The sequence below is a fragment of the Streptomyces sp. NPDC001401 genome, from assembly GCF_042895385.1.
GTDB lineage: Bacteria > Actinomycetota > Actinomycetes > Streptomycetales > Streptomycetaceae > Streptomyces.
The window spans coordinates 901,879-924,466 of record NZ_JBIAWI010000001.1 but is presented as its reverse complement, the minus strand read 5'-3'; the positions used below and the strand labels follow the sequence as shown (position 1 = coordinate 924,466).

Below are 22,588 nucleotides of genomic sequence, written 5' to 3'. Positions count from 1 at the left end.
CTGCGCACTGGAGGGGAAGATGAACAACCTCAAGATCGAGCGTGACGGCCGCGTCGTGACCGTCCGTCTGCACCGCCCGCACGTCCTCAACGCGCTGAGCAGCGAGTTGCTGAGCGAACTCCTCGGCGCCCTGCGCCCGTTGGACGAGGACTCCGAGGTCGGCTGCTTCGTCGTCACCGGCTCGGAAAAGGTCTTCGCGGCGGGCGCCGACATCAAGGAGATGGCGACGAAGACGGCCGTGGACATGGCCGCGGAGGACTACTTCGCCGCCTGGGAGGACTTCGCCGACCTGCGTACCCCGAAGATCGCAGCCGTCAACGGGCATGCCCTGGGCGGTGGTTGCGAGCTGGCGATGATGTGCGACCTGGTGATCGCGGGGGAGTCGGCGGTCTTCGGGCAGCCGGAGATCAGACTGGGCGTGATCCCGGGCATCGGCGGCACCCAGCGCCTGACCCGCCTGGTCGGCCGGGCCAAGGCGATGGACCTGGTCCTTACCGGCCGCACCATGGACGCACGGGAGGCGGAGCAGTCGGGCCTGGTGTCCAGGGTGGTCCCCGACGAGCGCGTACTGCCCGAGGCCCTGCAGGCCGCCGCCACCGTCGCCGCGTACGGCCGTACGGCGATCCGTACCGCCCGCGAGTGCGTCGACCGCGCCCTGGAGACCGGCCTGCGGGACGGCATCCGCTACGAACGCCGCGTGTTCCACGCCCTGTTCGCGACGCACGACCAGAAAGAAGGCATGAACGCGTTCCTGGAGAAGCGCGCCCCCCGCTTCACCGGGCGCTAGCCAGAGCCTTCGACACCCCCGGTTCCTTCGGCCCGAGGAACCGGGGGTCCGGGTGGAACACGGCGTCCACGGCCGCCTTGCCGGCCGCGAAGATCTCACGGGTGCCGCCGTAGTACCAGGTCACGTCGTGCTTGGCGTCGACCCCGACGCCGTACGACTCGACGCCCGCCGCCCGGCACAGGGCGACCGCCCGCCGGATGTGGAAGCCCTGGCTGATGAGCACCGCCTTGTCCACGCCGAAGATCTTCTTGGCGCGGACGCAGGAGTCCCAGGTGTCGAAGCCCGCGTAGTCGCTGACGATCCGCCCGTCCGGGACGCCGTGCTTCTTCAGATACGCGCGCATGGCGTCGGGCTCGTCGTAGTCCTTGCGGCTGTTGTCGCCGGTGACGAGGACGACCTTGATACGGCCCTCGCGATACAGCTCGGCCGCCGCCTTCAGGCGGTTCGCGAGGTACGGGGACGGCTCGCCGTTCCACAGGCCGGCGCCGAAGACGACGGCGACCTCGGTGCGGGGCGCGTCGGCCGTCGTACGCAGCCGGTCGGCCGTGGAGAGGTACAGCCACGTGACCGGAAGCAGGGCCACCACGCACCCGGCCATCACGGCCTGCACCAGCCTTCGCCACCCGGCACGCGTGCGTGGCAGGCGCGGTCTGCGCGGCAGCTTGGGTCGGCGCATCGGACGGTCCCCCCTCTTCGGCCCTGTCTCCAGGCGCTCTTTTTCGACAGTCAGAGACGTCCTGTCAGCCCGACCGGTTCGTCGCACACTACGTGACGAGCTTCACTCCGTACGGCGAAACCGCAGGTCACCCCACCTCACAGACCCCACACCCCCCACCGTGAACCGCCGGAAAACACCCGTCATTCTCGTGCAACGGGGCGGCAACGTCCCGCCGCCACCATCGGTCCATGACGCCGTCGAACCCTCTTCGCGACGAGTCCACGACCAAGCCCGGTGCGGTCCTGCCGCCCCAGGCGGCCCACCTCGACAGTACGGCGCACCTCATGAACCGGATCAGCAGCCAGCTCGCCAGCCAGCTCAGCCTCGTCTCCCTCAACGGCAGACGGCGCCCCGGCCCGCCCGCGCTCGTCGTCGTGGCGCACGGCAGCCGCGACCCGCGCGCACTGAGCACCGTCCGCACGCTCCTGGACCGCATCCGCGAGCAGCGCCCCGGCCTGCCGGTCCACCTGGGTCACATCGAGCTGAACGACCCCCTGCTCCCCGACACACTGGCCGGCCTCGGCACCCGGCAGGCCGTCCTCGTGCCCCTCCTCCTCAGCCGCGGCTACCACATCAAGCGGGACATCCCCGAGATGGCCGCCGAGTCGCAGGTACGCGCGCGCGTGGCCGGCGCCCTCGGCCCGCACCCGCTGCTCGTGGAGGCCCTCTACGACCGCCTGGTCGAGGCCGGCTGGCGCACGAGCACGGACGACACCACCCGCCGCAGGAGCGCCGTCGTCCTCGCCGCCGCGGGCTCCCGCGACCCGGAGTCGAAGGTCGACACCAACCGCACGGCCCAACTCCTGGCGGAACGCCTCGGCGTCCCCGTGGTCCCCGCCTACGCCACCACCGCCGCCCCGACGGTCCCGGACGCCCTCCGCGCCCTGGCGGCGAGGGGCCGACACCGGGTGGCGGTGGCTTCGTACTTCACAGCCCCTGGCCGCTTCGCGACGGAGTGCGCGGAGGCGGCCCCGTGGATCGCGTCGGCCCCGCTGGGCACACACCCCGCAATGGCCGAGCTCGTACTCCACCGCTACGACCAGACACTCGCGACCCCGATCAGCACGGCACCGGAACTGGCATCGGCCTGAACAGAAGCCGGCAGACGAGCAGGCGCCCCGCTGCCCACCGATTGTCACTGCCTGCGCTTACTGTCGAGACATGTCCTACGACGCGCAGTCAACCGAACGCTGGGCCCCTGAGCCCGACAAACGCCCCGGCCGCACCGCCTTCCAGCGTGACCGCGCACGCGTACTCCACTCATCGGCTCTACGCCGCCTCGCCGGCAAAACCCAGGTAGTCACCCCAGGCACCCGCAGCCAAGCATGGGACGCCAGTCCCAGAACCCGCCTCACCCACTCCCTGGAGTGCGCCCAGGTCGGCCGAGAGCTCGGCGCAGCCCTCGGCTGCGACCCCGACCTGGTAGAAGCCGCCTGCCTCTCCCACGACCTGGGCCACCCCCCCTTCGGCCACAACGGCGAACAGGCCCTGAACGAATTCGCCGAGGACTGCGGCGGCTTCGAGGGCAACGCCCAGTCCCTGCGCCTGCTCACCCGCATCGAGCCCAAACGCTTCACCCCGGAAGGCTCCGTAGGCCTCAACCTCACCCGGGCCGCCCTGGACGCCGCCACCAAGTACCCCTGGCCCCGAGGCGCCCACCCCACCGACCCGGCCTCCTCCAAGTTCGGCGTCTACGAGGACGACCGCCCCGTCTTCGACTGGGTCCGCAAGGACGCCCCGGGCGCCCGCACCACCTTCGAGGCCCAGGTCATGGACTGGTCCGACGACGTGGCGTACTCGGTGCACGACGTCGAGGACGGCCTGCACGCGGGCCACATCGACCCCAACTGCCTGCATGCGCACTTGGAACGCCAGGCGGTCTTCGCGGTCGCCGTCGGACGCTACGTCCCCGCGGACACCGACCCGGCCGAACTCGCCGCCGCCCTGGACCGCCTCCAGGACCAGGAGTGGTGGCCGCACGGCTACGACGGCACCGCGGTCGCCCAGGCCCGCCTCAAGGACGCCACCAGCCAGCTCATCGGCCGCTTCTGCCTCGCCGCCGAGACCGCCACGCGCGCGGCGTACGGCACCGGCCGCCTCACCCGCTACGACGCCGAACTCGTCGTACCGCACGAGACGCGGCTGGAATGCGCGGTCCTCAAGGCCGTCGCGGACCGGTACGTCATGCAGCGCGCCGAACAGGAGCGGCTGCGGGCCGACCAGCGGATCGTGGTCGCCGAGCTGGCCGAGGCGCTCACCGTCCGCGCCCCGGACGGCCTGGACCCCCAGTTCCGTGCCCTGTTCGACCAGGCAGGCGACGACCGCGCCCGCAAGCGGGTGATCGTCGACCAGATCGCCTCGCTCACCGACGCCTCGGCCCGTTCGCTTCATGCGCGGCTGACGGGGCATCTGTGAGACTTACGGAACGCGGGTGACGCCGAACGAGCCCGAATGTGACCCTCCGTGGCCTGATCGGGCCACTCCCTCTTCCCCCATCACGCTCCGTGCGGGACGCTCGCATATGGCGGTACCCCCTGTGTTTTCTGGGGAGACACCCCCCAGACCCCCCGTAGGAGGCATCAAGTGGTCGACGCGGATCAGACATTCGTCATCGTCGGAGGCGGCCTCGCCGGCGCGAAGGCGGCCGAGACGCTCCGAGCGGAGGGCTTCACCGGCCGCGTGATACTGATCTGCGACGAACGCGACCACCCCTACGAGCGCCCTCCCCTCTCCAAGGGCTATCTGCTCGGCAAGGAGGAGCGCGACAGCGTCTTCGTCCACGAGCCGGCCTGGTACGCACAGAACGACATCGAGCTGCACCTCGGCCAGACCGTCGACGCCATCGACCGCAAGGCGAAGACGGTCCGCTTCGGCGAGGACGGCACGCTCGTCCGTTACGACAAGCTCCTGCTGGCGACGGGCGCGGAGCCGCGCCGCCTGGACATCCCGGGGACCGACCTGGCGGGCGTCCACCACCTGCGCCGCCTCGCCCACGCCGAACGGCTCAAGCACGTGCTGGCCGCCCTCGGCCGGGACAACGGGCACATCGTGATCGCGGGGGCCGGCTGGATCGGCCTGGAGGTCGCGGCGGCGGCCCGCGAGTACGGCGCCGAGGTCACCGTCGTCGAACCCCTGGCGACCCCGCTGCACGCGGTCCTCGGCCCCGAACTCGGCGGCGTCTTCGCGGATCTGCACCGGGAGCACGGCGTCCGCTTCCACTTCGGCGCGAGGCTGACGGAGATCGTCGGCCAGGACGGCATGGTCCTGGCGGCCCGCACCGACGACGGCGAGGAGCACCCCGCGCACGACGTCCTCGCGGCGATTGGCGCGGCCCCCCGCATCGGCCTCGCGGAGGCGGCCGGCCTGGAGATCGCCGACCGCGCACACGGCGCCGGCGTCGTCGTCGACGAGCACCTGCGCACCTCCGACCCCGACATCTACGCGGCCGGCGACGTGGCGTCCTTCCCGCACGCCCTCTTCGGCACCCACCTCCGCGTCGAGCACTGGGCCAACGCGCTCAACGGCGGCCCCGCGGCGGCCCGAGCCATGCTGGGCCGGGATGTCACCTACGACCGCGTGCCCTACTTCTTCTCCGACCAGTACGACTTGGGGATGGAGTACAGCGGCTGGGCGCCTCCGGGAACGTACGACGAAGTGGTGATCCGAGGGGACGCCGGAAAGCGTGAGTTCATCGCGTTCTGGGTGGGGCAGGGCCGGGTGCTGGCCGGGATGAACGTGAACGTGTGGGACGTCACAGAGCCGATCCAGCAGCTGATTCGTTCCAGGGCTCAGGTGGACACGGAGGCGCTTGCGGACCCACATGTTCCGCTGGACGGTCTGGCCTCGTGACCTGACGAGGGCGATCCACTGTCACACCACCCCCGTAGAATTCACGCGTGGCAGGACGGATCAACGACGAGGACGTGAAGGCGGTACGGGACGCGGTCCCGATCGACGCCGTGGTGTCCGAGTACCTCCAGCTGCGCAACGCGGGCGGCGGCAACCTCAAGGGCCTCTGCCCCTTCCACGACGAGAAGTCGCCGTCCTTCCAGGTCAGCCCGAGCAAGGGACTCTTCCACTGCTTCGGCTGCCAGGAGGGCGGCGACACCATCACGTTCGTGATGAAGGTCGACCACCTCACCTTCTCCGAGGCGGTCGAGCGCCTCGCCGGTCAGGCCGGCATCACCCTCCGCTACGAGGAGGGCGGCTACAACCCCGCCCACCAGCGCGGCGAGCGGATCCGTCTGGTCGAGGCCCACAAGACCGCCGCTCAGTGGTACGTCGAGCAGCTCGCCACCAGCCCGGAGGCGGACACCGGCCGTAAGTTCCTCGCCGAGCGCGGCTTCGACCAGTCCGCCGCCGAGCACTTCTCCGTCGGCTACAGCCCCCAGGGCTGGGACCACCTCACCCGCTTCCTCCGCGGCAAGGGCTTCACCGACAAGGAGCTCCTCCTCTCCGGCCTCTCCCAGGAGGGCCGCCGCGGCCCCATCGACCGCTTCCGCGGCCGCCTGATGTGGCCGATCCGCGACATCGGCGGCGAGGTCGTCGGCTTCGGCGCCCGCAAGCTGTACGAGGCGGACAACGGCCCCAAGTACCTCAACACCCCCGACACGGCGATCTACAAGAAGTCCCAGGTCCTCTACGGCATCGACCTGGCGAAGAAGGACATCGCCAAGGCCAGCCGCGCGGTGGTGGTCGAGGGCTACACCGACGTGATGGCCTGCCACCTGGCCGGCGTCACGACCGCGATCGCGACCTGCGGCACGGCCTTCGGCGGCGACCACATCAAGATCCTCCGCCGCCTGCTGATGGACAACGGCTCGGCCCGCGTGATCTTCACCTTCGACGGCGACGCGGCCGGACAGAAGGCGGCCCTGCGTGCCTTCGAGGACGACCAGAAATTCGCCGCCGAGACCTACATCGCGATCGCCCCCGACGGCATGGACCCTTGCGAACTCCGCCTGGCGAAGGGCGACGAGGCGGTGTCGGACCTGGTCGAACCCCGCACGCCGCTCTTCGAGTTCGCCCTCCGCCAGATCGTCGTCCGCTACGACCTGGACACCCCGGCGGGCCGGGCCTCCGCCCTGGACGAGGCGGCCCCCATCGTCGCCCGCATCAAGAACAGCGGCGCCCAGCACGAGGTCGCCGTCCAGCTCGCCGGCATGCTCGGCATCCTCGACACACAGTTCGTGGTCAAGCGGGTGGCCCAGCTGGCCCGTTGGGCCCGCGACCGCGGCGGCAAGGGCCCGGCCCCGGCCCGCGGCCCGCAGTCGTACGACGCCGCCCCGCGCCCCATGGCCTCCGGCCCGGCCCTCAACCTCCGCAACCCCGTCTACGCCACCGAGCGCGAACTTCTCAAACTCGCCCTCCAGCGCCCCGAGTTGGTCTCCCCGGCCTTCGACGCATACGGCATCGACGAGTTCACCGCCGTGCCCTACGCCGCCGTACGCCAGGCGATCATGGAGGCGGGCGGCGCGGAGTACGGCGTCCAGGACGCGCAGGACTACCTCGTCCGCGTCCGCGAGGCCGCCCCGGACGACACGGTCCGCGCGATGGTCACGGAACTGGCCGTCGAGGCGATCATGCGCCGCACGGTCGACGAGAACTACGCGGGCGAGCAGCTCGTCACGGTCCGCCGCCGCGCCGTGGAGCGCCGTATCCAGGAGGTCCAGGTCACCGTCAGGCGCTTGGAAGCCGGCGGCGATCCAGCTCAGTTGGCCGCGGCCAAGAACGAACTCTGGGTCCTCCAGCAGTACGACCAGGCACTGAAGGTGCACGGGGCCGCCGCTCTCTAGGAGCCGTCCGCCCCCAGCCGCGCCGGTACGCCGTGCGCCCGGGCCGATTCGGCGACGTAGGAGTGGGCACTCGAAAAGCGGAACGGAACCGGCGGCGGCCGCCCACCCGCGCTGCCGCTCCGCGGGGATCGTGCCAGATCAGGGCGGACACAGGCATCGGGGTTTCCGCCAGGGTAACCACCCGGTCACGGCCCGATTGCAAAAAGTCACCGCACGCCCCTCGTGGCGGCGATGTGTCGTACTCCACACTGGGTTCCGGTGCCTGAGTCCTCGGAGCGCGGCCGATCCGTCCCACACGGGTCGCACAACCCCGCGGTTCCGCTCATCGCGTACGGGACGGACAGCGGCGAGGCCGTCGACTCCGCTCCCGAAGCAGCGCTGCCGCACACCTCAGCAGCGATCATCCTGGAGGTCGCCCCCGTGCAGACCCAGACCCTCACCCAGACCGACACCAGTACGGACGGCACGGAGCCGGACGCCGAGACCGACGTTCTCGTCGCGGTCCCCCCGCAGACCCGTGTCGTGCACCACCCCGAGGCGGACTCCGAGGGCCCGCCCGAGCCGGCGGAGCCGCCCGCAGAGGTGCTGGAGGCCGCGGAGGCCCCCGAGCCCGTGGAGCCGCCGCGCGCCCGTGCCGCAGACACCAGCGGTCCGTCCTCGGACCTGTTCCGCCAGTATCTGCGGGAGATCGGCCGCATCCCTCTGCTGACCGCGGCCGAGGAGGTCGACCTCGCCCGCCGCGTGGAGGCCGGCCTGTTCGCCGAGGAAAAGCTCAGCACCGCACCCTCCCTCGACAGCCAGCTCGCCCTCGACCTGGACCGCCTCGTCGTCATGGGCCGTATGGCCAAGCGGCGCCTCATCGAGGCGAATCTGCGGCTCGTCGTGTCCGTGGCCAAGCGGTACGTCGGCCGCGGGCTGACCATGCTCGACCTGGTCCAGGAGGGAAACCTGGGCCTGATCAGGGCAGTTGAGAAGTTCGACTACGCGCGCGGCTACAAGTTCTCCACGTACGCCACCTGGTGGATCCGCCAGGCCATGTCCCGGGCCCTCGCCGACCAGGCCCGGACCATCCGAGTCCCGGTCCACGTCGTCGAGCTGATCAACCGGGTCGTCCGCGTCCAGCGCCGCATGCTGCAGGAACGCGGCTACGAGCCCACGCCGGAAGAAGTCGCCGACCACCTCGACCTGCCCCCCGAGCGGGTCAGCGAGGTTCTCCGCCTGGCCCAGGAACCGGTCTCCCTGCACGCCCCGGTGGGCGAGGAGGACGACGTGGCCCTCGGCGACCTGATCGAGGACGGCGACGCGACGTCCCCCGTGGAGTCGGCAGCCTTCCTCCTCCTGCGCGAACACCTCGAGGCGGTGCTTTCGACGCTCGGCGAGCGCGAGCGGAAGGTCGTACAGCTCCGGTACGGCCTGGTGGACGGCCGCCCGCGCACGCTGGAGGAGATAGGCCGCATCTTCGGCGTCACAAGGGAACGCATAAGGCAGATCGAGTCGAAGACCCTGAACAAGCTGAGGGACCATGCGTTTGCGGATCAGCTGAGGGGTTACCTGGACTGACGCCGTCTGCGGGTCGGTGGGGGCTTGTCGCGCAGTTCCCCGCGCCCCTTCAGGACGCGGGCCTGAACGCAGGGTGCCGCTGCAGCCCGCGTAGCTGCGGGCAGTCGGCGCCGCACATCTGCCGTAGCTGCGGGCAGTCGTGCCGCTGGGGCGGCACGGGTGGGCGCAGCGGCACCCCGCAAGCGCGGGCAAGCGCACCCACCCGTCCCCAGCCCCGGCGCCGGGCAACGTGCTCAGTCCACCTCAGCCACAGCCTGCGCGAACTGCGCCTTGTACAACCGCGCATAAGCCCCGTCGGCGGCAAGCAGCTCCGCATGCGCCCCCTGCTCGACGATCGACCCGTTCTCCATCACCAAGATCGTGTCCGCATCCCGGATGGTCGACAGCCGATGCGCGATCACGAACGACGTACGCCCGTGCGCCAGCTTCGCCATCGCCTTCTGGATCAGCACCTCGGTCCGGGTGTCGACCGACGACGTCGCCTCGTCCAGCACCAGGATCGTCGGGTCCGACAGGAACGCCCGCGCGATGGTGATGAGCTGCTTCTCACCGGCGCTGACGCCCGTACCCTCGTCGTCGATCACGGTGTCGTACCCGTCGGGCAGCGTCCGCACGAACCGGTCGGCGTGCGCGGCCCGCGCCGCCTCCTCGATCTCGCCCCGGGTGACGTCGCGAGACGCCCCGTACGCGATGTTCTCCGCGATCGTGCCGCCGAACAGCCAGGTGTCCTGCAGCACCATGCCGATCCCGGACCGGAGTTCGTCCCGGGACATGGTCGCGATGTCGACGCCGTCGAGGGTGATCCGCCCGCCGGAGACCTCGTAGAACCGCATGAGCAGGTTGACCAGCGTGGTCTTCCCCGCCCCCGTCGGTCCGACGATTGCGACCGTGTGCCCCGGTTCGGCCTTCAGGGACAGGTTCTCGATCAGCGGCTTCTCGGGGTCGTAGCGGAAGGAGATGCTCTCCAGCTCCACCCGCCCGCGCACCTTCTCCAGCTCCACGCGCCCCGACAGCCCGTCGGGCTTCTCGCTCGGCACCGGATCCGCCTCCTGCTCCTCCGCGTCCAGGAGTTCGAAGATCCGCTCGGCCGAGGCGACGCCCGACTGCACCAGGTTCGCCATCGACGCCACCTGCGTCAGTGGCATCGAGAACTGCCGCGAGTACTGGATGAAGGCCTGCACGTCACCGATCGACAGCGCGCCGGACGCGACCCGCAGACCGCCGACCACAGCCACCAGCACATAGTTGAGGTTCGACACGAACATCATCAGCGGCTGCATGACCCCGCTGTTGAACTGCGCCTTGAACCCGGCCTCGTACAGCGCGTCGTTCTGCTCGGCGAACTGCTTCGCCGACTCCTCCTGCCGCCCGAACACCTTCACCAGCGTGTGACCGGTGTACATCTCCTCGATGTGGGCGTTCAGCTTGCCGGTGGAGCGCCACTGCTGCACGAAGTGCGGCTGCGACCGCTTGCCGACGCGCGTGGCGACCACGAACGACAGCGGCACGGTGACCAGCGCCACGAGCGCGAGCAGCCACGACACCCAGAACATCATCGCCAGCACACCGATGATCGTCAGCACCGAGTTGATGAGCTGGCCCATCGACTGCTGGAGCGTCTGCCCGATGTTGTCGATGTCGTTGGTCGCCCGGGACAGCACCTCACCGCGCTGCCGCTTGTCGAAGTACGACAGCGGCAGCCGCGACAGCTTCGCCTGCACGTCCTCGCGCAGCCGGTACATGGTCCGGTTGACGGCGCGGTTGACCATGCGGGTCGCCACCGCCATCAGCAGACCGGCGACGAGGAACGTACACAGCGCGAGCAGCAGTACGTTCCCCACCGCGCCGAAGTCGATGCCCTTGCCCGGCGTGAAGTCGGTGCTGCGGAGCATGTCGGCGATCTGGCCGCGCCCCCGCGCCCGCATGGAGTCGAGGACCTGCTCCTTGGTCGCCCCGGCCGGCATCTGCCGCCCGATGATGCCGGCGAAGACCAGGTCGGTGGCCTTGCCGAGGATCTTCGGCCCGACCACGTTCAGACCGACGCTGACGACCACGCAGAACAGCAGCAGGCAGATGGTGAGACGTTCCGGCTTGAACTGGGCGATCAGGCGTTTGCCCGACACCTTGAAGTCCATCGAGCGCTGGTCGGGGCCGCCCCCGGCCATCATCCGCCCCATAGGCCCGGCCATCAGGCAGCCTCCGCTTCCGTCAGCTGGGAGAGCACGATCTCCCGATAGGTCTCGTTGTCCGCCATCAGCTCGTGATGGCGGCCGGTCCCGACGACCCGCCCTTCGTCGAGTACGACGATCCGGTCCGCGTCCCGGATGGTCGCCACCCGCTGGGCGACGATCACGACGGTCGCCTCGGCGGTCTCCTCGGCCAGCGCCGCACGCAGCGCCGCGTCGGTCGCGTAGTCGAGGGCGGAGAAGGAGTCGTCGAAGAGGTAGATCTCCGGGCGCTGCACCAGCGTCCGGGCGATCGCGAGCCGCTGCCGCTGACCACCCGAGACGTTCGTACCGCCCTGCGCGATGGGGGAGTCGAGGCCGTTCTCCAGCTGCTCGACGAAGCCCTTGGCCTGCGCCACCTCCAGCGCGTGCCACAACTCCTCGTCCGTGGCGTCCGGATTGCCGTAGCGCAGATTGGTCGCCACCGTCCCCGCGAACAGGTACGGCTTCTGCGGCACCAGCCCGACCGTCTTCGCCAGCAGCTTCGGTTCGAGGGTCGACACGTCCGTCCCGTCGACGAGGACCTCGCCGTCCGTTGCGTCGAAGAGGCGGGGGACCAGCCCGAGCAGCGTGGACTTGCCGCTGCCGGTCGAGCCGATGACGGCGGTCACCTCGCCCGGCCGTGCCACCACGTCGATGCCCTTGAGCACGGGCTCCTCGGCGCCCGGATAGCGGAACCCGGCACCCCGGATCTCCAGATGCCCGTGCCGCCGCAGTTCCGTGACCGGCGCCACCGGCGGAACGACACTCGACGACGTCCCGAGGACCTCCTCGATCCGCTCGGCACACACCTCCGCGCGCGGCACCATCATGAACATGAAGGTGGCCATCATCACGGACATGACGATCTGCATCAGATAGGCGAGAAACGCGGTCAGGTCACCGATCGCCATGCCACCGCTGTCGATGCGGTGCGCGCCGAACCACACCACCGCGATCGACGACAGGTTCACCGTGGTCATGACCACCGGGAACATCAGGGCGAGCAGGTTGCCGGTCTTCAGCTGCATCTCGGTGAGGTCGGCGTTGGCCTTGCGGAAACGGTCCTTCTCGTACTCGTCCCGCACGAAGGCCCGAATCACACGGTTGCCGGTGATCTGCTCCCGCAGCACCCGGTTCACCGTGTCCAGCCGTACCTGCATGGCCCGGAACAGCGGTCGCAGCCGCCGTACGATCAGCGTCACGCAGATGCCCAGTGTCGGCACCACGGCGACCAGCACCCCGGACAGGGGCACGTCCAGGCCGAGCGCCAGCACGATGCCGCCCACGCACATGATCGGCGCCGACACCATCAGCGTGAACGTCATCAGGGCCAGCATCTGGACCTGCTGTACGTCGTTGGTCGTACGGGTGATCAGCGAGGGCGCCCCGAACTGCCCGACCTCCCGCGCCGAGAAGGACTGCACCCGGTCGAACACGGCAGCCCGGACGTCCCGGCCGAGCGCTGCCGCGGTCCGGGCGCCGTAGTACACGGCACCCATGTTGCACACGACCTGCACCAGCGAGATGCCGATCATCAGGGCGCCGAAGGAGAGGATGTAGCCGGTGTCACCCTTGACGACGCCGTTGTCGATGATGTGCGCGTTCAGCGTGGGCAGGTAGAGGGTGGCGCAGGTCTGCAGGAACTGCAGCAGCACCAGCAGGGCTATGGGTTTCTTGTAGGGCCTGAGGTAGGTCCGCAGAAGTCGTATGAGCACGCTACGTCTCTCGGAGTCGGCGGTGGGGCGGGCTTGATGCCCCAGGCTCCTATCGTCGGACACTCCACCCGTGTTACCTCCCCGATTAAGCCGACAGCAGTGTTCTTTACGGCCTTACGGGCGGAACGCGCCCGGATGTGTCTGCTCCCGGACGGAAACGAACTGCTGCCGCACCGCCTGCCCCACCGCAAGCTCGTCGCCGGGCTCCAGCACCTGCCCGGTCGCGCCCTGCCAGACCGGCGGGTTGCGCGGGTCGAGCGTGCCCTGCGAGACACCGAGTGCCCAGGCGGCCTGCCGGGCGGCACCGATCGCCGCGTAGTCCGCGGGCTGCGGCACGACGACCTGCGCGCCGAAGAGCATCGGTGCCGCCGCCTGCACGGCGGACAGCTCGGCGGCCGCCCCCAGCAGGAAGATCCGCCGCACCTCGACTCCCCGGCCGCGCAGCACGTCCAGCGCGTCCGCGAGCCCGCACAGCATGCCCTCGAACGCCGCCCGCGCCAGGTGCTCCGCCTTCATCGACTCCCGCCGCAGCCCGGCCAGCGACCCCGCCGTGTGCGGCAGATTCGGCGTCCGCTCACCCTCCAGATAAGGCAGGAGTACGAGTCCGTGGGCGCCCGGAGTCGACTTCATAGCCAGCTCGGACAGGCTCTCCAGATCGGGCAGCCCGAGCAGCTCGGCGGTCCCGCGCAGGGTCCGTACGGCATTCAGCGTGGTGACGACCGGCAGATGCATGCCCGTCGCGTCGGCGAGGGACGTGATCATCCCGGTGCTGTCGACAAGAGCCTCGGGGTGTACGGCCATGACCGACCCGGAGGCGCCGAGCGAGACCACCGCATCACCGAGTCCGATGCCCAGCCCGAAGGCGGCGGACATGGTCTCCCCGGTCCCGGCGGAGATCAGCAGCCCCTCGGGGGTCGTACCGGCAGCGTCCGCAGGACCGATCACCTCGGGCAGCATCGCCTGGTGGCCGAGCGCCAGCTCGACGAGATCGGAACGGTAGTTGCCGGTCGCCGCCGACCAGTACCCGGTGCCGGAGGCGCCGCCCCGGTCGGTGGTCCTCCTGACCGGTCTCCCCAGCAGCTGCCACACCAGCCAGTCGTGTGCCTGCATCAGGATCGCGGTGCGCAGGGCGGCATCGGGTTCGTTCTTGGCGAGCCAGCGCAGCTTGGTCACCGGCTGCGCGGCCTGCGGCACACACCCCACGGCCTGCGCCCAGGCCTCCCGCCCGCCGAGCGCGTCGATCAGATCGGCCGCCGCGACCTGCGCACGCTTGTCACCGCCGACCATCGCCGGGCGCACAGTGCCGCCCTGCGCGTCCAGCGGCACGACCGCGTTCTGCTGCGCCGACACGCCGATGGCCTGCACGCCCTCGAGGAGTCCGCCGCCGGCCGCTTCACCGAGGGAGAGCAGCCAGGCCTGCGGGTCGACGTCGGCGGGCCGATCGCCGTCCACCGGATGCGGGGCGTACCCCTGCCTGAGCACGGCGCCCGTGTCCGTGTCGCAGACGACGATGCGAGTGAAATCGGGTGCACTGTCCAACCCGGCGACTATCCCCATGGCGAAAATTCTATGGGCCATGCGCCGTAGAGGTGTGTGCGCTTCGCCGGGTGCGGGTGCCGGTGCGTCGTGGTTGGCCGTCCCTGCTGCTAGGTGTTGCTGGTGCCCCAGTCGTCCTCTGCTGCGCCGTTCGTGTTGCGCTCCCGCAGGGAGCGGACCCGTTGGGCCACCGAGTCGGGGACATGGTCGCCGACCTTGTCGCTCACCGCGTGGTACGCCTTGCCGGCGAACTCGCGGCCCTGCTGCGCGGCGGACTCCGCGGTGTTGCGGACCGCCGGGTTCTGCGCGACCTGACGTGCGGACTTCTTCAGCTGCTCGTAGCGCTCGCGACCGGCACGCGTGCCCAGGACGTAACCCAGAGCCAGTCCGACGACGAACGTGAGCTTGTAGCGCATGGCGGAGCCACCCTTCCGTCCGTGGGGGAGTACCGATTGGCGGAGCACCCCCCTGCTTGCGCTAATGTATGTGTCGCAGCGAGCGCCCGCCCCCTGGCGAATACCCAGGGAGGTACGTTCGATGCAACGAGGCATTCCTCCGTAGCTCAATTGGCAGAGCAGCCGGCTGTTAACCGGCAGGTTACTGGTTCGAGTCCAGTCGGGGGAGCTCGGTCCTCCGTAGCTCAATTGGCAGAGCAGCCGGCTGTTAACCGGCAGGTTACTGGTTCGAGTCCAGTCGGGGGAGCACAAGAAGAGGACCCCCTTGGGGTCCTTTTTCATGTCGGCGGGAACCGCGCAGGCGGCGGCGCAGTCTCCATGGGCGTGCGAAGTCGACCATCCGAAGCAGGAGATCGTATGAGCGGCTATGCTGCGGCAGACGGCGCGCACAAATGTGCGCGACACGCCGCTATGGGGCGGTAGCTCAGCCGGTTAGAGCAGCGGACTCATAATCCGTCGGCCGTGGGTTCGAGTCCCACCCGCCCCACCACTCGCTACGCGAGAAGAATCGTTCTGACCTGCGTAAACGTTGCAGCGGGGGGCGCCACTCGAAGGTGGTGACCCCCGTTCGGCTGTTCAGACCAGGAACCAGTGGGCGGCCGGTGGGTCGGTCGAGGCGGTTGGACGTATCAACGGCGAGTGTTTGCCCTGCCGTTGCTGTCGCCGCACTGGCGCTGGACCCGGGGGAGGTGCAGGCCCGCGCGGAGTTGATGCACGGTCACGCGGAGAAGGTGGCCGCGCGCCCGATCTGCATCTCACGATCGCCGGGCCCGACGGCAGCAGGCGGTGCGGTGTTGTGGTTGTCGGTGTGGTGTGAAGAGGGGGCCGAGGCGTCGGCATTGCGCGTACGCTCGCGCCGAAGGAGGGCGCCATGGGCGGGCACGCGAAACCGATCAGGATGTGGTGGCTGGTCACGCTGACGGCCGTGACCATGGCGGTCATAGCGGTTGTTCTCGTGATCCAGGCCGACTCCGGTGAGGCGACCTCGCCCAAGCCGACCGATCCCCCCTCGAGCACGTCGTCCGTCCTCGGGTAGGGCAGTCCTCAGCCCGCCTCCTCGCGCAGCCCGTCGCGCAGGCGCCGCAGGTCGTCGGCGTGGCGGCCCAGGCCGTTGAAGCGCAGGCGGGTGGCCTCGGTGCGGGGGTCGGGGCGGAGCGTAAAGGCGAGGTTGACGGACTCGCGCAGCATCCAGAGGTCGTAGGCGAGGAGCCGTGCCGCATGGGCCCGGGCCCGTACGAGGTCAGGGTCGGTGAGTTCGAGGTCCTGCAGACGGGTGCGCAGGCGGTGCAGGGTGATGCTCTGGCGGCTGCACATGCGTGCCGTCTGGCGGGAGACCGGACCCGGTTCGCCGCAGGCGGCCACCGCCGCGTCGGCCGGTGTCTGGGCGGCCACCGCCTCGTCCAGGACGGCGACCAGTGCGAGCAGCTGGGCCGGGCGTGAGGGGCGGGCGGGGGCCGGGTGGTGGTGGAGGCGGGCGAGCGTCCGCACGGCACGGTGCCACCGGACGGTGCCCGGGGGTGTGCGTATGCGCATGGCTCCAGTGTGCGCCGCGAACGCCGGGAGTCGGTCGGCTCTGTCAGTAGGGGGCGGCTGTTTTGCGTTCCGGCTCGGTCAGGGGCGGGCCCTGCAGGTGTGGTTTCTTCGGGCCGAAGAGCATGGGGATCAGCATGTCGGGCGAGAAGAGGCGGGTTGCGGGTTTCTCCAGGCTCATCACGTCCAGGAGGGCGCCGAGGGCGCGGGGGCTGCGGGCCCCGGTGGCCACGGCTTGGTCGACGAAGCGGGCGAGGAAGCGTTCCAGGGCGGTGGGGGGTGTGTCCGTGGCGCCGGGGTAGAACGCGTCCTGGCCCACGGCCAGGTCCCAGGCGGCGGCGACCGGGCGGGCCGCGGCGCGCTGGAGGCGGCGGGCGGTGCCGGGGGCGGTGAGGGCGGTGGAGCGCAGGACGGTGCGGAGGGTGAGGGCGCACTGGGCGGCGACGGTGAGGCCGTGGCCGTAGACCGGGTTGTATCCGGCGATCGCGTCGCCGAGGACCGTGAAGCCGTCCGGCCAGTGCCGCATCTTCTCGTAGTAGCGGCGGCGGTTGGCGGTGCTGCGGGTGGTGGCCACCTCGCCGAGCGGCTCTGCTTCCTTGATCAGTTCGCCGATGATCGGGTCGCCGAGGGCGAGGGCGAAGTCCGTGAAGGTGTCGGGGTCGGGGCCCGGTTCGCCGCCGCGGGTGCCCGAGAGCGTGACGATCCAGCGGTCGCCCTCGATGGGCACGATGATGCCGCCCCGGCCCGGGGCCTTCGCGGCGTTCGCCTGGACGTTGACGAGGGGGAATGCGATGTCGGCGGTCGAGCCCGGGGCCCGGTAGAGGCGGGTGGCGTAGGCGACGCCGGCGTTCACCTCGCGTTCGGTGACCTCGGGCAGGCCGAGGTCGGTCAGCCAGCGGGGGGCGTGGGAGCCGCGGCCGGAGGCGTCGACCACCAGGTCGGCGGGCAGGGTGAGTTCCTCGTCGCCGGTGCGCACATGGACGCCGGTGACGCGAGTGGAGTCGCCCTGCAGCGCCTCGGCCGTGGTGTTCTGGCGGAGCGTGATGCGGGTGTCGGCGAGGACGCGGGTGCGTATCACCGCGTCGAGCAGGTCGCGGGAGCACACCAGGTTGCGGTGGTGGGTGGACGTGAAGCGGCGGAACCAGATCTCGTTGGGGGCCCGGGAGACCATGTCGCCCATGATGTGCACCAGGCGGGCGCCGTTCGCGACGAGCTCCGCGGTCAGGCCGGGCAGCAGCTCGTCGAAGGCCTTGACTCCGCCGCTCCACACGAGGTGCGCGTGCCGGGCCTGGGGGACGCCGCGGCGGGGCTCGGGCCCCTCGGGGAGGGTGTCGCGCTCGACGACGGTGACGTCGGCGAACTCGGCGAGCGCGGCCGCGGCGAACAGGCCGCAGATGCTGCCGCCGACGACGACGGCGCGGGGCCGGCGGGCGGTGAGTCTGTCAGGCATGGGTGATCGTGCTTTCTGTGCTGGTCAGCCGTCGGCGGAGGGCGTCGACGGTGTGCGGGCGACGCAGTGCCCGTGAGACGGACTCGATGTCGCCGGTGATGTGGGTGCCGGTCTGCGCGGATCCGGCGTCGGCCGTGGGCGGGGCTCCCGCGTTCCGGGTGTCCAGGGCGGCGCGGACCGTGACCGCTCCGGCCACTCCGCGCGCCCTCCCCTCCCCGCGGGCGGCGCGCGCGGCCTCGTAGGCCTGTTGGTAGAGGCCTTGGTCGAAGTACGGGTTGAGCAGGCGCAGTCCGTCGTGGATGCGCTGGCGGCGCTGCATCAGGCGCAGGTCCAGCGGTGCCCAGAAGCCGAGGCGGGCCGGTGCGGCCGAGGCGCCTAGGACGCGCACCGCCCGCCACAGGGGCCGTAGCCGCCGGTGCTCGCGCTGGTCGCGGACCCACCTCTGCAGGAGCGGTCCCACCTGCGGCACCAGGAACCCGAGCGCCACCAGGGCCGCCTCCAGGAGCGCGAAGGGCGGGGCGGCCTTGGTGCTGAGCGCGTCCCAGTCGTGGCCCGACCAGCGGGCGCCGAGCGCCGTCAGCTTCGCCGCGTCGAAGAGCAGGCCCGAGGCGAAGCCGAGCTGGAGGAGGACGACTCCCGACTTCAGCCAGCGGTTTTCGACCTCCGGGAACCACCTCCAGAGCATGGCGGCGGCGACCAGGCACGACACCATGTGCGCGGTCAGGTAGAGCAGGATGTGCTCCCGCATCCACGGGGTCGAGGCGTAGTAGGTGTCCAGGTCGTAGATCCGCGGCTCGGGCGCGTGCGCCAGCAGGAATGTCACCCAGAGGGCGACGACCACGCCGGCGTAGACCCAGTAGATACGGCGCATCCTGCGGCGGCGGCGCTCGGACGGCTCCTCCCGCCAGCGGATGATCATCGTCAGGCCGGTGGCGCAGAACGCGGTCAGGAACGAATAGGCCCAGGGCGACGCGATGTTGGGCACGCCCGTCAGCTTGTTGAGGCGCTCGATGTTGACCGGTGTGATGACGACCAGGACGGCCGTGGCGGAGGCCAGCAGCACGGTGGTCGCCCGTACGTCGGGGTCGCGCCAGGCGCGCACGAACGTCGGGAGCTTGACGACGAGCGCCGTCGCCAGCAGTGCGGTGGGCACGGCATAGGGGATGTGGAAGTGGAGGTCCACCAGCAGCGCCATCAGAGGATGCGTCCGCCGCGGCTGCCCAGTGACAGGTTGATCCGGCCCTCCACGGTGGCCGGCGTCACCGGGCCCTGTGCGTATCGCCCCTTCATCCAGGTGCGGACCTCGCGGGCGAACAGCAGGCCGAACGTCTCCGCGTCCACCTCGTGGTCGTCGGCGGAGGCGGACCGGGCCGCCACCGTGCGGCAGACCTCGCGGGGGACCTCCTCGGAGGCGAGGATCCGCTGCGCGGCCCGCCCCAGTGCCTCGGGGGGCCGGCCGTGGGCGCGGGCGGCCGCCGGGCCGATGGCGTGGTCGCCGCAGGCGCCCTGCTCCTCGTGCCACAACTCATGGCCCAGGATGACCAGTTGGGCCTCGGGGACGGTGCCCTCCTCCACCACGATGATGGAACGGTCGCCGCAGTCCAGGCGCAGGCCCGACACCGGGATGTCCGGCGGGAACGCCCGGAACAGCAGCTGGATCGGCCGCCCGACGCGGACGCTCATGGCCCGGCAGAACCCCTCCATCACGGCCCGCGGTTCGGCCGGCCGGGCGATCGACTTCGATGCCTCCCGGCCCAGTTCGGCGAGCAGGGACTTCATCGCCTTGGTGGTCATCGGGCGGTGTCCCCCTCGCCTGCCTCCTGCGGGACGGCCGATCTGATGACGCCCTCCAGGAGGCGGTCCAGCTGCTCCGGCGTCATCGCGCCGTGGCGCCGCAGGTCCGTGGCCTTCACGCCGTAACGGTCCATCAGGGCCCGTATCGGATCCTGCTGTTCGGCCTCTCCCGCCAACTCCCGCAGGACGGGCAGCAGTACGCGGTCGAGGGCGTCGGCGGCGGGTGCGGTGAAGAAGGCCTCGCCTCCCTCGACGTCGAAGAACTCCACCAGGCCGTGCAGGAATTCGACGCTGGGCACCTTCTTGCCGGCGCACACCTGGCGCGCCCAGTAGTCGGAGACGCCCAGGCGTTCGCGGATGTCGGCGGCGAGATCCGACATACGGCCGCCCGTACGCGCCAGATGGGCGTCCGCGAGGGTCCTGATGCGCGCGCAGACACGGTCGTTGACCTTGTCGGCCGGAGCGGTGCCGCCCTTGAGCAGGGTGCGCACGGTGCGCTCGGGCAGGGCCGTCCTGGCCGCCAGTTCCCGCGGGGCGAGCAGGTCCGAGCGGGTCAGGCCCTGCTCTTCGGCGAGTGCGTCGAGACGCCGAAGGGTCTCGGGGAGGTGCGTGGGTGGCTCCACCATGCCCGCAGCCTATGGGTACACCCGCGTCTCTCAACGATCGTTTATCGGCCAAAAAACGATCGTTGAACGGTCAGCTGTTACGTCGTTGAACGGTCCGGTTGAACGGTCCAGGTGTTACGCAGAGCGAGAAATGAGCCCCGGGAGGACGATGAGAACAGAGGTGCCGACAGAAGGAGGCAGCCATGGCCAACGACCGATCCGCGACGGCGACGAAGACCCCTCCCTCCCTCACCTTCGGCAAGACCGAACGGGAGGACCACCCCTGGGAGATACAGCTCGTCAAGCACCAGGAACGCACCGAGTCCGCGGAGTTCCGCGCCGCGAAGGTGGCCGTGAACAAGATCCTTCAGGAGCTTGGGAAGACCGAGCGGCCGTACGGGCCGGGGCCGTACGAGATGCACCACGGCGGCAGCCTCTGGGTGAAGACGGACGCGGGCTGGCGGATGTTCCGGGCCCGGGTCGGCATCGAGTGGAGCATGCAGTTCTGCGCCGACCCCGCGAAGGTCGACCGGCTCCGGCAGGAGGCCGCCGACCTGGTCGCCGCCTTCCCCGAGACCCTCCCCGCCCTCGAGGCCCTCGGCTACAAGCGGGCCCGCAAGCTGCTCGAGACCCCGATCACGGACGCCGAGGGTGTCGCGGCCTGGACCGACTCGCTGTTCAACGCCTGCGTGCCGCTGACCCGCGGAAACCACCAGGGGATCCTGCCCAGGGCAGCCGGCGAGCACCACTACCCCTGGCCGATCAAGGGCGCCGACTACATCCGGTACGACGACTTCAACCTGTGGGTGACCCTGCCCGACGGCACCCACGCCGGCGTCGCCCCCGTGGCCGCCCGCGGCTCCGGCGACGGACGCCTGCGCATCGTCCACGCCCGGCACGGCACACCGGCCGGAGACGTCCTGGCCAAGGCGCAGCGGCGCCGCGTCATGGCCGTACTCCCGCCGGACAGCCCGATGGCGCTCGAGGCGTTCCAGCAGCAGATAGCGCCGGGGGCGCGCACCGCGTCCGGCCGGCCGCGGTCCCGCACCACCCGCGGCAGCACCCGGCGGGCCGGTTAGGCGGGCAGTGGTCATGCCGCGCAGGATCGTCGTCTGCCTGGACGGCACGGGCAACCAGGTCGGCGCCCGCAACCCCACCAACGTGGTCAGGCTGTACGAGATGCTGGAGGCGGGCGACCCGTCGAGGCAGCTGCTCTACTACGACCCCGGGGTCGGCACCATGTCGTCGGCCACCGCGCGCGGGCCGCTGGGCCGGGGCCTCTCCCGGCTCGGCGGCCTCGCCTTCGGGACGGGGCTGAGGGCCAATCTCGCCGAGGCGTACACGTACCTCATGCAGCACTGGCAGCCGGGGGACGCGGTGTACGTCTTCGGGTTCAGCCGCGGTGCCTACACGGCCCGTGCGCTGGTCGGGATGCTCAACAAGCCGGGGTTGATGCGTCCCGGTACGGAGAACCTGGTGCCGTACGCCGTGTCGAAATACGCCTTCAACCAGGACATCGACAAGAGCGAGCAGGAGGTCGCCCGCTTCTCGCACGCCTTCTGCCTGCGCACCGAGGGTGAGCCGCTGTGGGCGCAGGTGAAGCGCAACGATCCCCGGCAGGTCTCGCACCACGCCCTGCCGGTGGCCTACCTGGGCGTCTGGGACACCGTGAAGGCGGCCGGCCTCCTCCGCCTCGGCGACCTGCGCTGGCCGTACACCCACTCCCTGCCCAACGCCGCCCGCATCCGGCACGCCGTGTCCCTCGACGAGACGCGGCGCCCCTACCGTGAGTTCCTGGTCAAGCCGCGGAACCCCGGTCCCGACACGGACACCAGCACGGCGGAGGAGGTGTGGTTCGCCGGGGTGCACTGCGACGTCGGCGGCACCTTCGACCACGCCCCGGACGCACCCCTGCTCTCCACCATCACCCTCAAGTGGATCACCGACGGTGTCTGCGACGACCTGGACTTCCGGCCGGGCGCCTACGCCGAGGCGACCGCGGTGACCGAGGCCTTCGCCGACGCCCCCGTCCACCACAACGGCCCGCTGTGGATCCTCGTGGGCAGGCGTGCGCGTCCCGTACCTCCTCAGGCGGTACTCCACTGGAGCGTCCGGCTGCGCAGGGAACGGGACCCCGGCTACCGCCCGGACCTGGCCGGACGCGAACGCTGGGCCGATCCCGACTGGTTCAAACCGGCCCGGGCCCAGTGATCTCATGGGTTTCTAGGGGTCGTCCTCCTCCCCGGGGAGTAGCAAGCCCTGCCCCGGGTCGTGCTGCGGAGGCATGGCAGGTGCCTCCGGGGGAACGATGTGCCCAAGTGGCGCGCGGACCAGGCTGGTTCACGTCAGCCAGCAGGTCCGAGGAGGGCGTCATGAACCGTCAGACCCGCGTCCGTGTCAGCCGCCGGCCCGCCACGCCCCGCGACACCACCATCG

General features: G+C 70.7%; 19 protein-coding genes and 3 tRNA genes. 12 read left to right on the top strand and 10 right to left on the bottom strand.

Going from position 1 to position 22,588, the window contains the following annotated elements; genetic code table 11:
- Nucleotides 1-19 precede the first annotated feature (19 nt).
- Entirely contained in the window at nucleotides 20-787 is a 768-nt protein-coding gene (locus tag ACFY10_RS04305) for an enoyl-CoA hydratase-related protein (RefSeq protein ID WP_390663509.1), read from the top strand.
- On the opposite strand, the gene ACFY10_RS04300 is transcribed toward ACFY10_RS04305, so the two are convergent.
- Entirely contained in the window at nucleotides 774-1,463 is a 690-nt protein-coding gene (locus ACFY10_RS04300; RefSeq protein WP_390663508.1) for a vancomycin high temperature exclusion protein, read from the bottom strand. The genes ACFY10_RS04305 and ACFY10_RS04300 overlap by 14 nt on opposite strands.
- A gap of 230 nt (nucleotides 1,464-1,693) precedes the next feature.
- Between ACFY10_RS04300 and ACFY10_RS04295 the strand changes: the two genes are divergently transcribed.
- The 5 genes from ACFY10_RS04295 (at nucleotide 1,694) to ACFY10_RS04275 (ending at nucleotide 8,860) form a co-directional block, all read left to right on the top strand.
- On the top strand, nucleotides 1,694-2,596 hold the full coding sequence (locus ACFY10_RS04295; protein WP_390663507.1) for a sirohydrochlorin chelatase: 903 nt from the start codon (nucleotides 1,694-1,696) through the stop codon (nucleotides 2,594-2,596).
- A gap of 70 nt (nucleotides 2,597-2,666) precedes the next feature.
- Nucleotides 2,667-3,920, top strand: coding sequence for a deoxyguanosinetriphosphate triphosphohydrolase (locus tag ACFY10_RS04290; RefSeq protein WP_390663506.1), 1,254 nt, complete (start codon nucleotides 2,667-2,669; stop codon nucleotides 3,918-3,920).
- A 168-nt stretch (nucleotides 3,921-4,088) separates the two neighbouring features.
- Nucleotides 4,089-5,354 (top strand): NAD(P)/FAD-dependent oxidoreductase, encoded by a 1,266-nt coding sequence (locus ACFY10_RS04285; RefSeq protein WP_390663505.1) that lies wholly within the window; start codon nucleotides 4,089-4,091, stop codon nucleotides 5,352-5,354.
- A gap of 47 nt (nucleotides 5,355-5,401) precedes the next feature.
- Nucleotides 5,402-7,300 carry a DNA primase gene (dnaG, locus tag ACFY10_RS04280; RefSeq protein ID WP_390663504.1) on the top strand — a complete coding sequence of 633 codons (1,899 nt, stop codon included), beginning with the start codon at nucleotides 5,402-5,404 and terminating at the stop codon, nucleotides 7,298-7,300.
- Between the two features lie 258 nt (nucleotides 7,301-7,558).
- Nucleotides 7,559-8,860: an RNA polymerase sigma factor gene (locus ACFY10_RS04275; RefSeq protein ID WP_390663503.1), complete on the top strand. Its 1,302-nt coding sequence runs from the start codon at nucleotides 7,559-7,561 to the stop codon at nucleotides 8,858-8,860.
- 233 nt (nucleotides 8,861-9,093) lie between these two features.
- Here the strand turns inward: ACFY10_RS04275 and ACFY10_RS04270 are convergent, their stop codons facing one another.
- The 4 genes from ACFY10_RS04270 to ACFY10_RS04255 form a co-directional block, all read right to left on the bottom strand.
- Nucleotides 9,094-11,049, bottom strand: coding sequence for an ABC transporter ATP-binding protein (locus ACFY10_RS04270; RefSeq protein ID WP_390663502.1), 1,956 nt, complete (start codon nucleotides 11,047-11,049; stop codon nucleotides 9,094-9,096).
- Nucleotides 11,049-12,782, bottom strand: coding sequence for an ABC transporter ATP-binding protein (locus ACFY10_RS04265; protein ID WP_390663501.1), 1,734 nt, complete (start codon nucleotides 12,780-12,782; stop codon nucleotides 11,049-11,051). The genes ACFY10_RS04270 and ACFY10_RS04265 overlap by 1 nt, the downstream gene beginning before the upstream one ends.
- A 114-nt stretch (nucleotides 12,783-12,896) precedes the next feature.
- Complete coding sequence (locus ACFY10_RS04260; RefSeq protein ID WP_390663500.1) at nucleotides 12,897-14,339, bottom strand: FGGY family carbohydrate kinase; 1,443 nt, start codon at nucleotides 14,337-14,339, stop codon at nucleotides 12,897-12,899.
- An 89-nt stretch (nucleotides 14,340-14,428) separates the two neighbouring features.
- The gene (locus ACFY10_RS04255; protein ID WP_390663499.1) at nucleotides 14,429-14,734 is read right to left on the bottom strand and encodes a YtxH domain-containing protein; all 306 of its coding nucleotides are present in this window, start codon (nucleotides 14,732-14,734) and stop codon (nucleotides 14,429-14,431) included.
- A 135-nt stretch (nucleotides 14,735-14,869) separates the two neighbouring features.
- Between ACFY10_RS04255 and ACFY10_RS04250 the strand changes: the two genes are divergently transcribed.
- From ACFY10_RS04250 to ACFY10_RS04235, 4 genes are all read left to right on the top strand, one after another.
- Nucleotides 14,870-14,942, top strand: a tRNA-Asn gene (locus tag ACFY10_RS04250).
- A 5-nt stretch (nucleotides 14,943-14,947) separates the two neighbouring features.
- Nucleotides 14,948-15,020 (top strand) — tRNA-Asn (locus tag ACFY10_RS04245).
- Nucleotides 15,021-15,186: 166 nt separating this feature from the next.
- Nucleotides 15,187-15,263, top strand: a tRNA-Ile gene (locus tag ACFY10_RS04240).
- Nucleotides 15,264-15,644: 381 nt separating this feature from the next.
- The gene (locus ACFY10_RS04235) at nucleotides 15,645-15,809 is read left to right on the top strand and encodes a hypothetical protein (protein ID WP_390663498.1); all 165 of its coding nucleotides are present in this window, start codon (nucleotides 15,645-15,647) and stop codon (nucleotides 15,807-15,809) included.
- 8 nt (nucleotides 15,810-15,817) lie between these two features.
- Here ACFY10_RS04235 and ACFY10_RS04230 read toward each other — a convergent pair whose 3' ends face one another.
- Genes ACFY10_RS04230 through ACFY10_RS04210 form a run of 5 tightly spaced genes read right to left on the bottom strand, consistent with a single transcriptional unit; the run spans nucleotide 15,818 to nucleotide 20,173 of the window.
- A complete protein-coding gene (locus tag ACFY10_RS04230) occupies nucleotides 15,818-16,306 on the bottom strand; it encodes a hypothetical protein (protein ID WP_390663497.1) in 489 nt (162 codons plus the stop codon).
- 43 nt (nucleotides 16,307-16,349) lie between these two features.
- Nucleotides 16,350-17,753 (bottom strand): NAD(P)/FAD-dependent oxidoreductase, encoded by a 1,404-nt coding sequence (locus tag ACFY10_RS04225; RefSeq protein ID WP_390663496.1) that lies wholly within the window; start codon nucleotides 17,751-17,753, stop codon nucleotides 16,350-16,352.
- A complete protein-coding gene (locus ACFY10_RS04220) occupies nucleotides 17,746-18,948 on the bottom strand; it encodes an MAB_1171c family putative transporter (RefSeq protein WP_390663495.1) in 1,203 nt (400 codons plus the stop codon). Before ACFY10_RS04220 ends, ACFY10_RS04225 begins: the two co-directional genes overlap by 8 nt.
- Complete coding sequence (locus tag ACFY10_RS04215) at nucleotides 18,948-19,547, bottom strand: toxin (protein ID WP_390663494.1); 600 nt, start codon at nucleotides 19,545-19,547, stop codon at nucleotides 18,948-18,950. Before ACFY10_RS04215 ends, ACFY10_RS04220 begins: the two co-directional genes overlap by 1 nt.
- Entirely contained in the window at nucleotides 19,544-20,173 is a 630-nt protein-coding gene (locus ACFY10_RS04210; protein ID WP_390663493.1) for a hypothetical protein, read from the bottom strand. The genes ACFY10_RS04215 and ACFY10_RS04210 overlap by 4 nt, the downstream gene beginning before the upstream one ends.
- 182 nt (nucleotides 20,174-20,355) lie before the next feature.
- Here ACFY10_RS04210 and ACFY10_RS04205 point away from each other — a divergent pair, with 182 nt between their 5' ends.
- Nucleotides 20,356-21,231 carry a DUF6424 family protein gene (locus ACFY10_RS04205; RefSeq protein WP_390663492.1) on the top strand — a complete coding sequence of 292 codons (876 nt, stop codon included), beginning with the start codon at nucleotides 20,356-20,358 and terminating at the stop codon, nucleotides 21,229-21,231.
- A 13-nt stretch (nucleotides 21,232-21,244) separates the two neighbouring features.
- Nucleotides 21,245-22,363, top strand: coding sequence for a DUF2235 domain-containing protein (locus ACFY10_RS04200; protein ID WP_390663491.1), 1,119 nt, complete (start codon nucleotides 21,245-21,247; stop codon nucleotides 22,361-22,363).
- Nucleotides 22,364-22,588 lie beyond the last annotated feature (225 nt).

Bases quoted from the DNA above. Each gene is read 5' to 3' on its own strand.
- ACFY10_RS04200 (WP_390663491.1), top strand. From the start codon at position 21,245: ATGCCGCGCAGGATCGTCGTCTGCCTGGACGGCACGGGCAACCAGGTC.
- ACFY10_RS04220 (WP_390663495.1), bottom strand. From the start codon at position 18,948: ATGGCGCTGCTGGTGGACCTCCACTTCCACATCCCCTATGCCGTGCCC.
- ACFY10_RS04210 (WP_390663493.1), bottom strand. From the start codon at position 20,173: ATGGTGGAGCCACCCACGCACCTCCCCGAGACCCTTCGGCGTCTCGAC.
- ACFY10_RS04215 (WP_390663494.1), bottom strand. From the start codon at position 19,547: ATGACCACCAAGGCGATGAAGTCCCTGCTCGCCGAACTGGGCCGGGAG.
- ACFY10_RS04295 (WP_390663507.1), top strand. From the start codon at position 1,694: ATGACGCCGTCGAACCCTCTTCGCGACGAGTCCACGACCAAGCCCGGT.
- ACFY10_RS04305 (WP_390663509.1), top strand. From the start codon at position 20: ATGAACAACCTCAAGATCGAGCGTGACGGCCGCGTCGTGACCGTCCGT.
- ACFY10_RS04205 (WP_390663492.1), top strand. From the start codon at position 20,356: ATGGCCAACGACCGATCCGCGACGGCGACGAAGACCCCTCCCTCCCTC.
- ACFY10_RS04260 (WP_390663500.1), bottom strand. From the start codon at position 14,339: ATGGGGATAGTCGCCGGGTTGGACAGTGCACCCGATTTCACTCGCATC.
- ACFY10_RS04235 (WP_390663498.1), top strand. From the start codon at position 15,645: ATGGGCGGGCACGCGAAACCGATCAGGATGTGGTGGCTGGTCACGCTG.
- ACFY10_RS04290 (WP_390663506.1), top strand. From the start codon at position 2,667: ATGTCCTACGACGCGCAGTCAACCGAACGCTGGGCCCCTGAGCCCGAC.
- ACFY10_RS04225 (WP_390663496.1), bottom strand. From the start codon at position 17,753: ATGCCTGACAGACTCACCGCCCGCCGGCCCCGCGCCGTCGTCGTCGGC.
- ACFY10_RS04270 (WP_390663502.1), bottom strand. From the start codon at position 11,049: ATGGCCGGGCCTATGGGGCGGATGATGGCCGGGGGCGGCCCCGACCAG.
- ACFY10_RS04255 (WP_390663499.1), bottom strand. From the start codon at position 14,734: ATGCGCTACAAGCTCACGTTCGTCGTCGGACTGGCTCTGGGTTACGTC.
- ACFY10_RS04300 (WP_390663508.1), bottom strand. From the start codon at position 1,463: ATGCGCCGACCCAAGCTGCCGCGCAGACCGCGCCTGCCACGCACGCGT.
- ACFY10_RS04230 (WP_390663497.1), bottom strand. From the start codon at position 16,306: ATGCGCATACGCACACCCCCGGGCACCGTCCGGTGGCACCGTGCCGTG.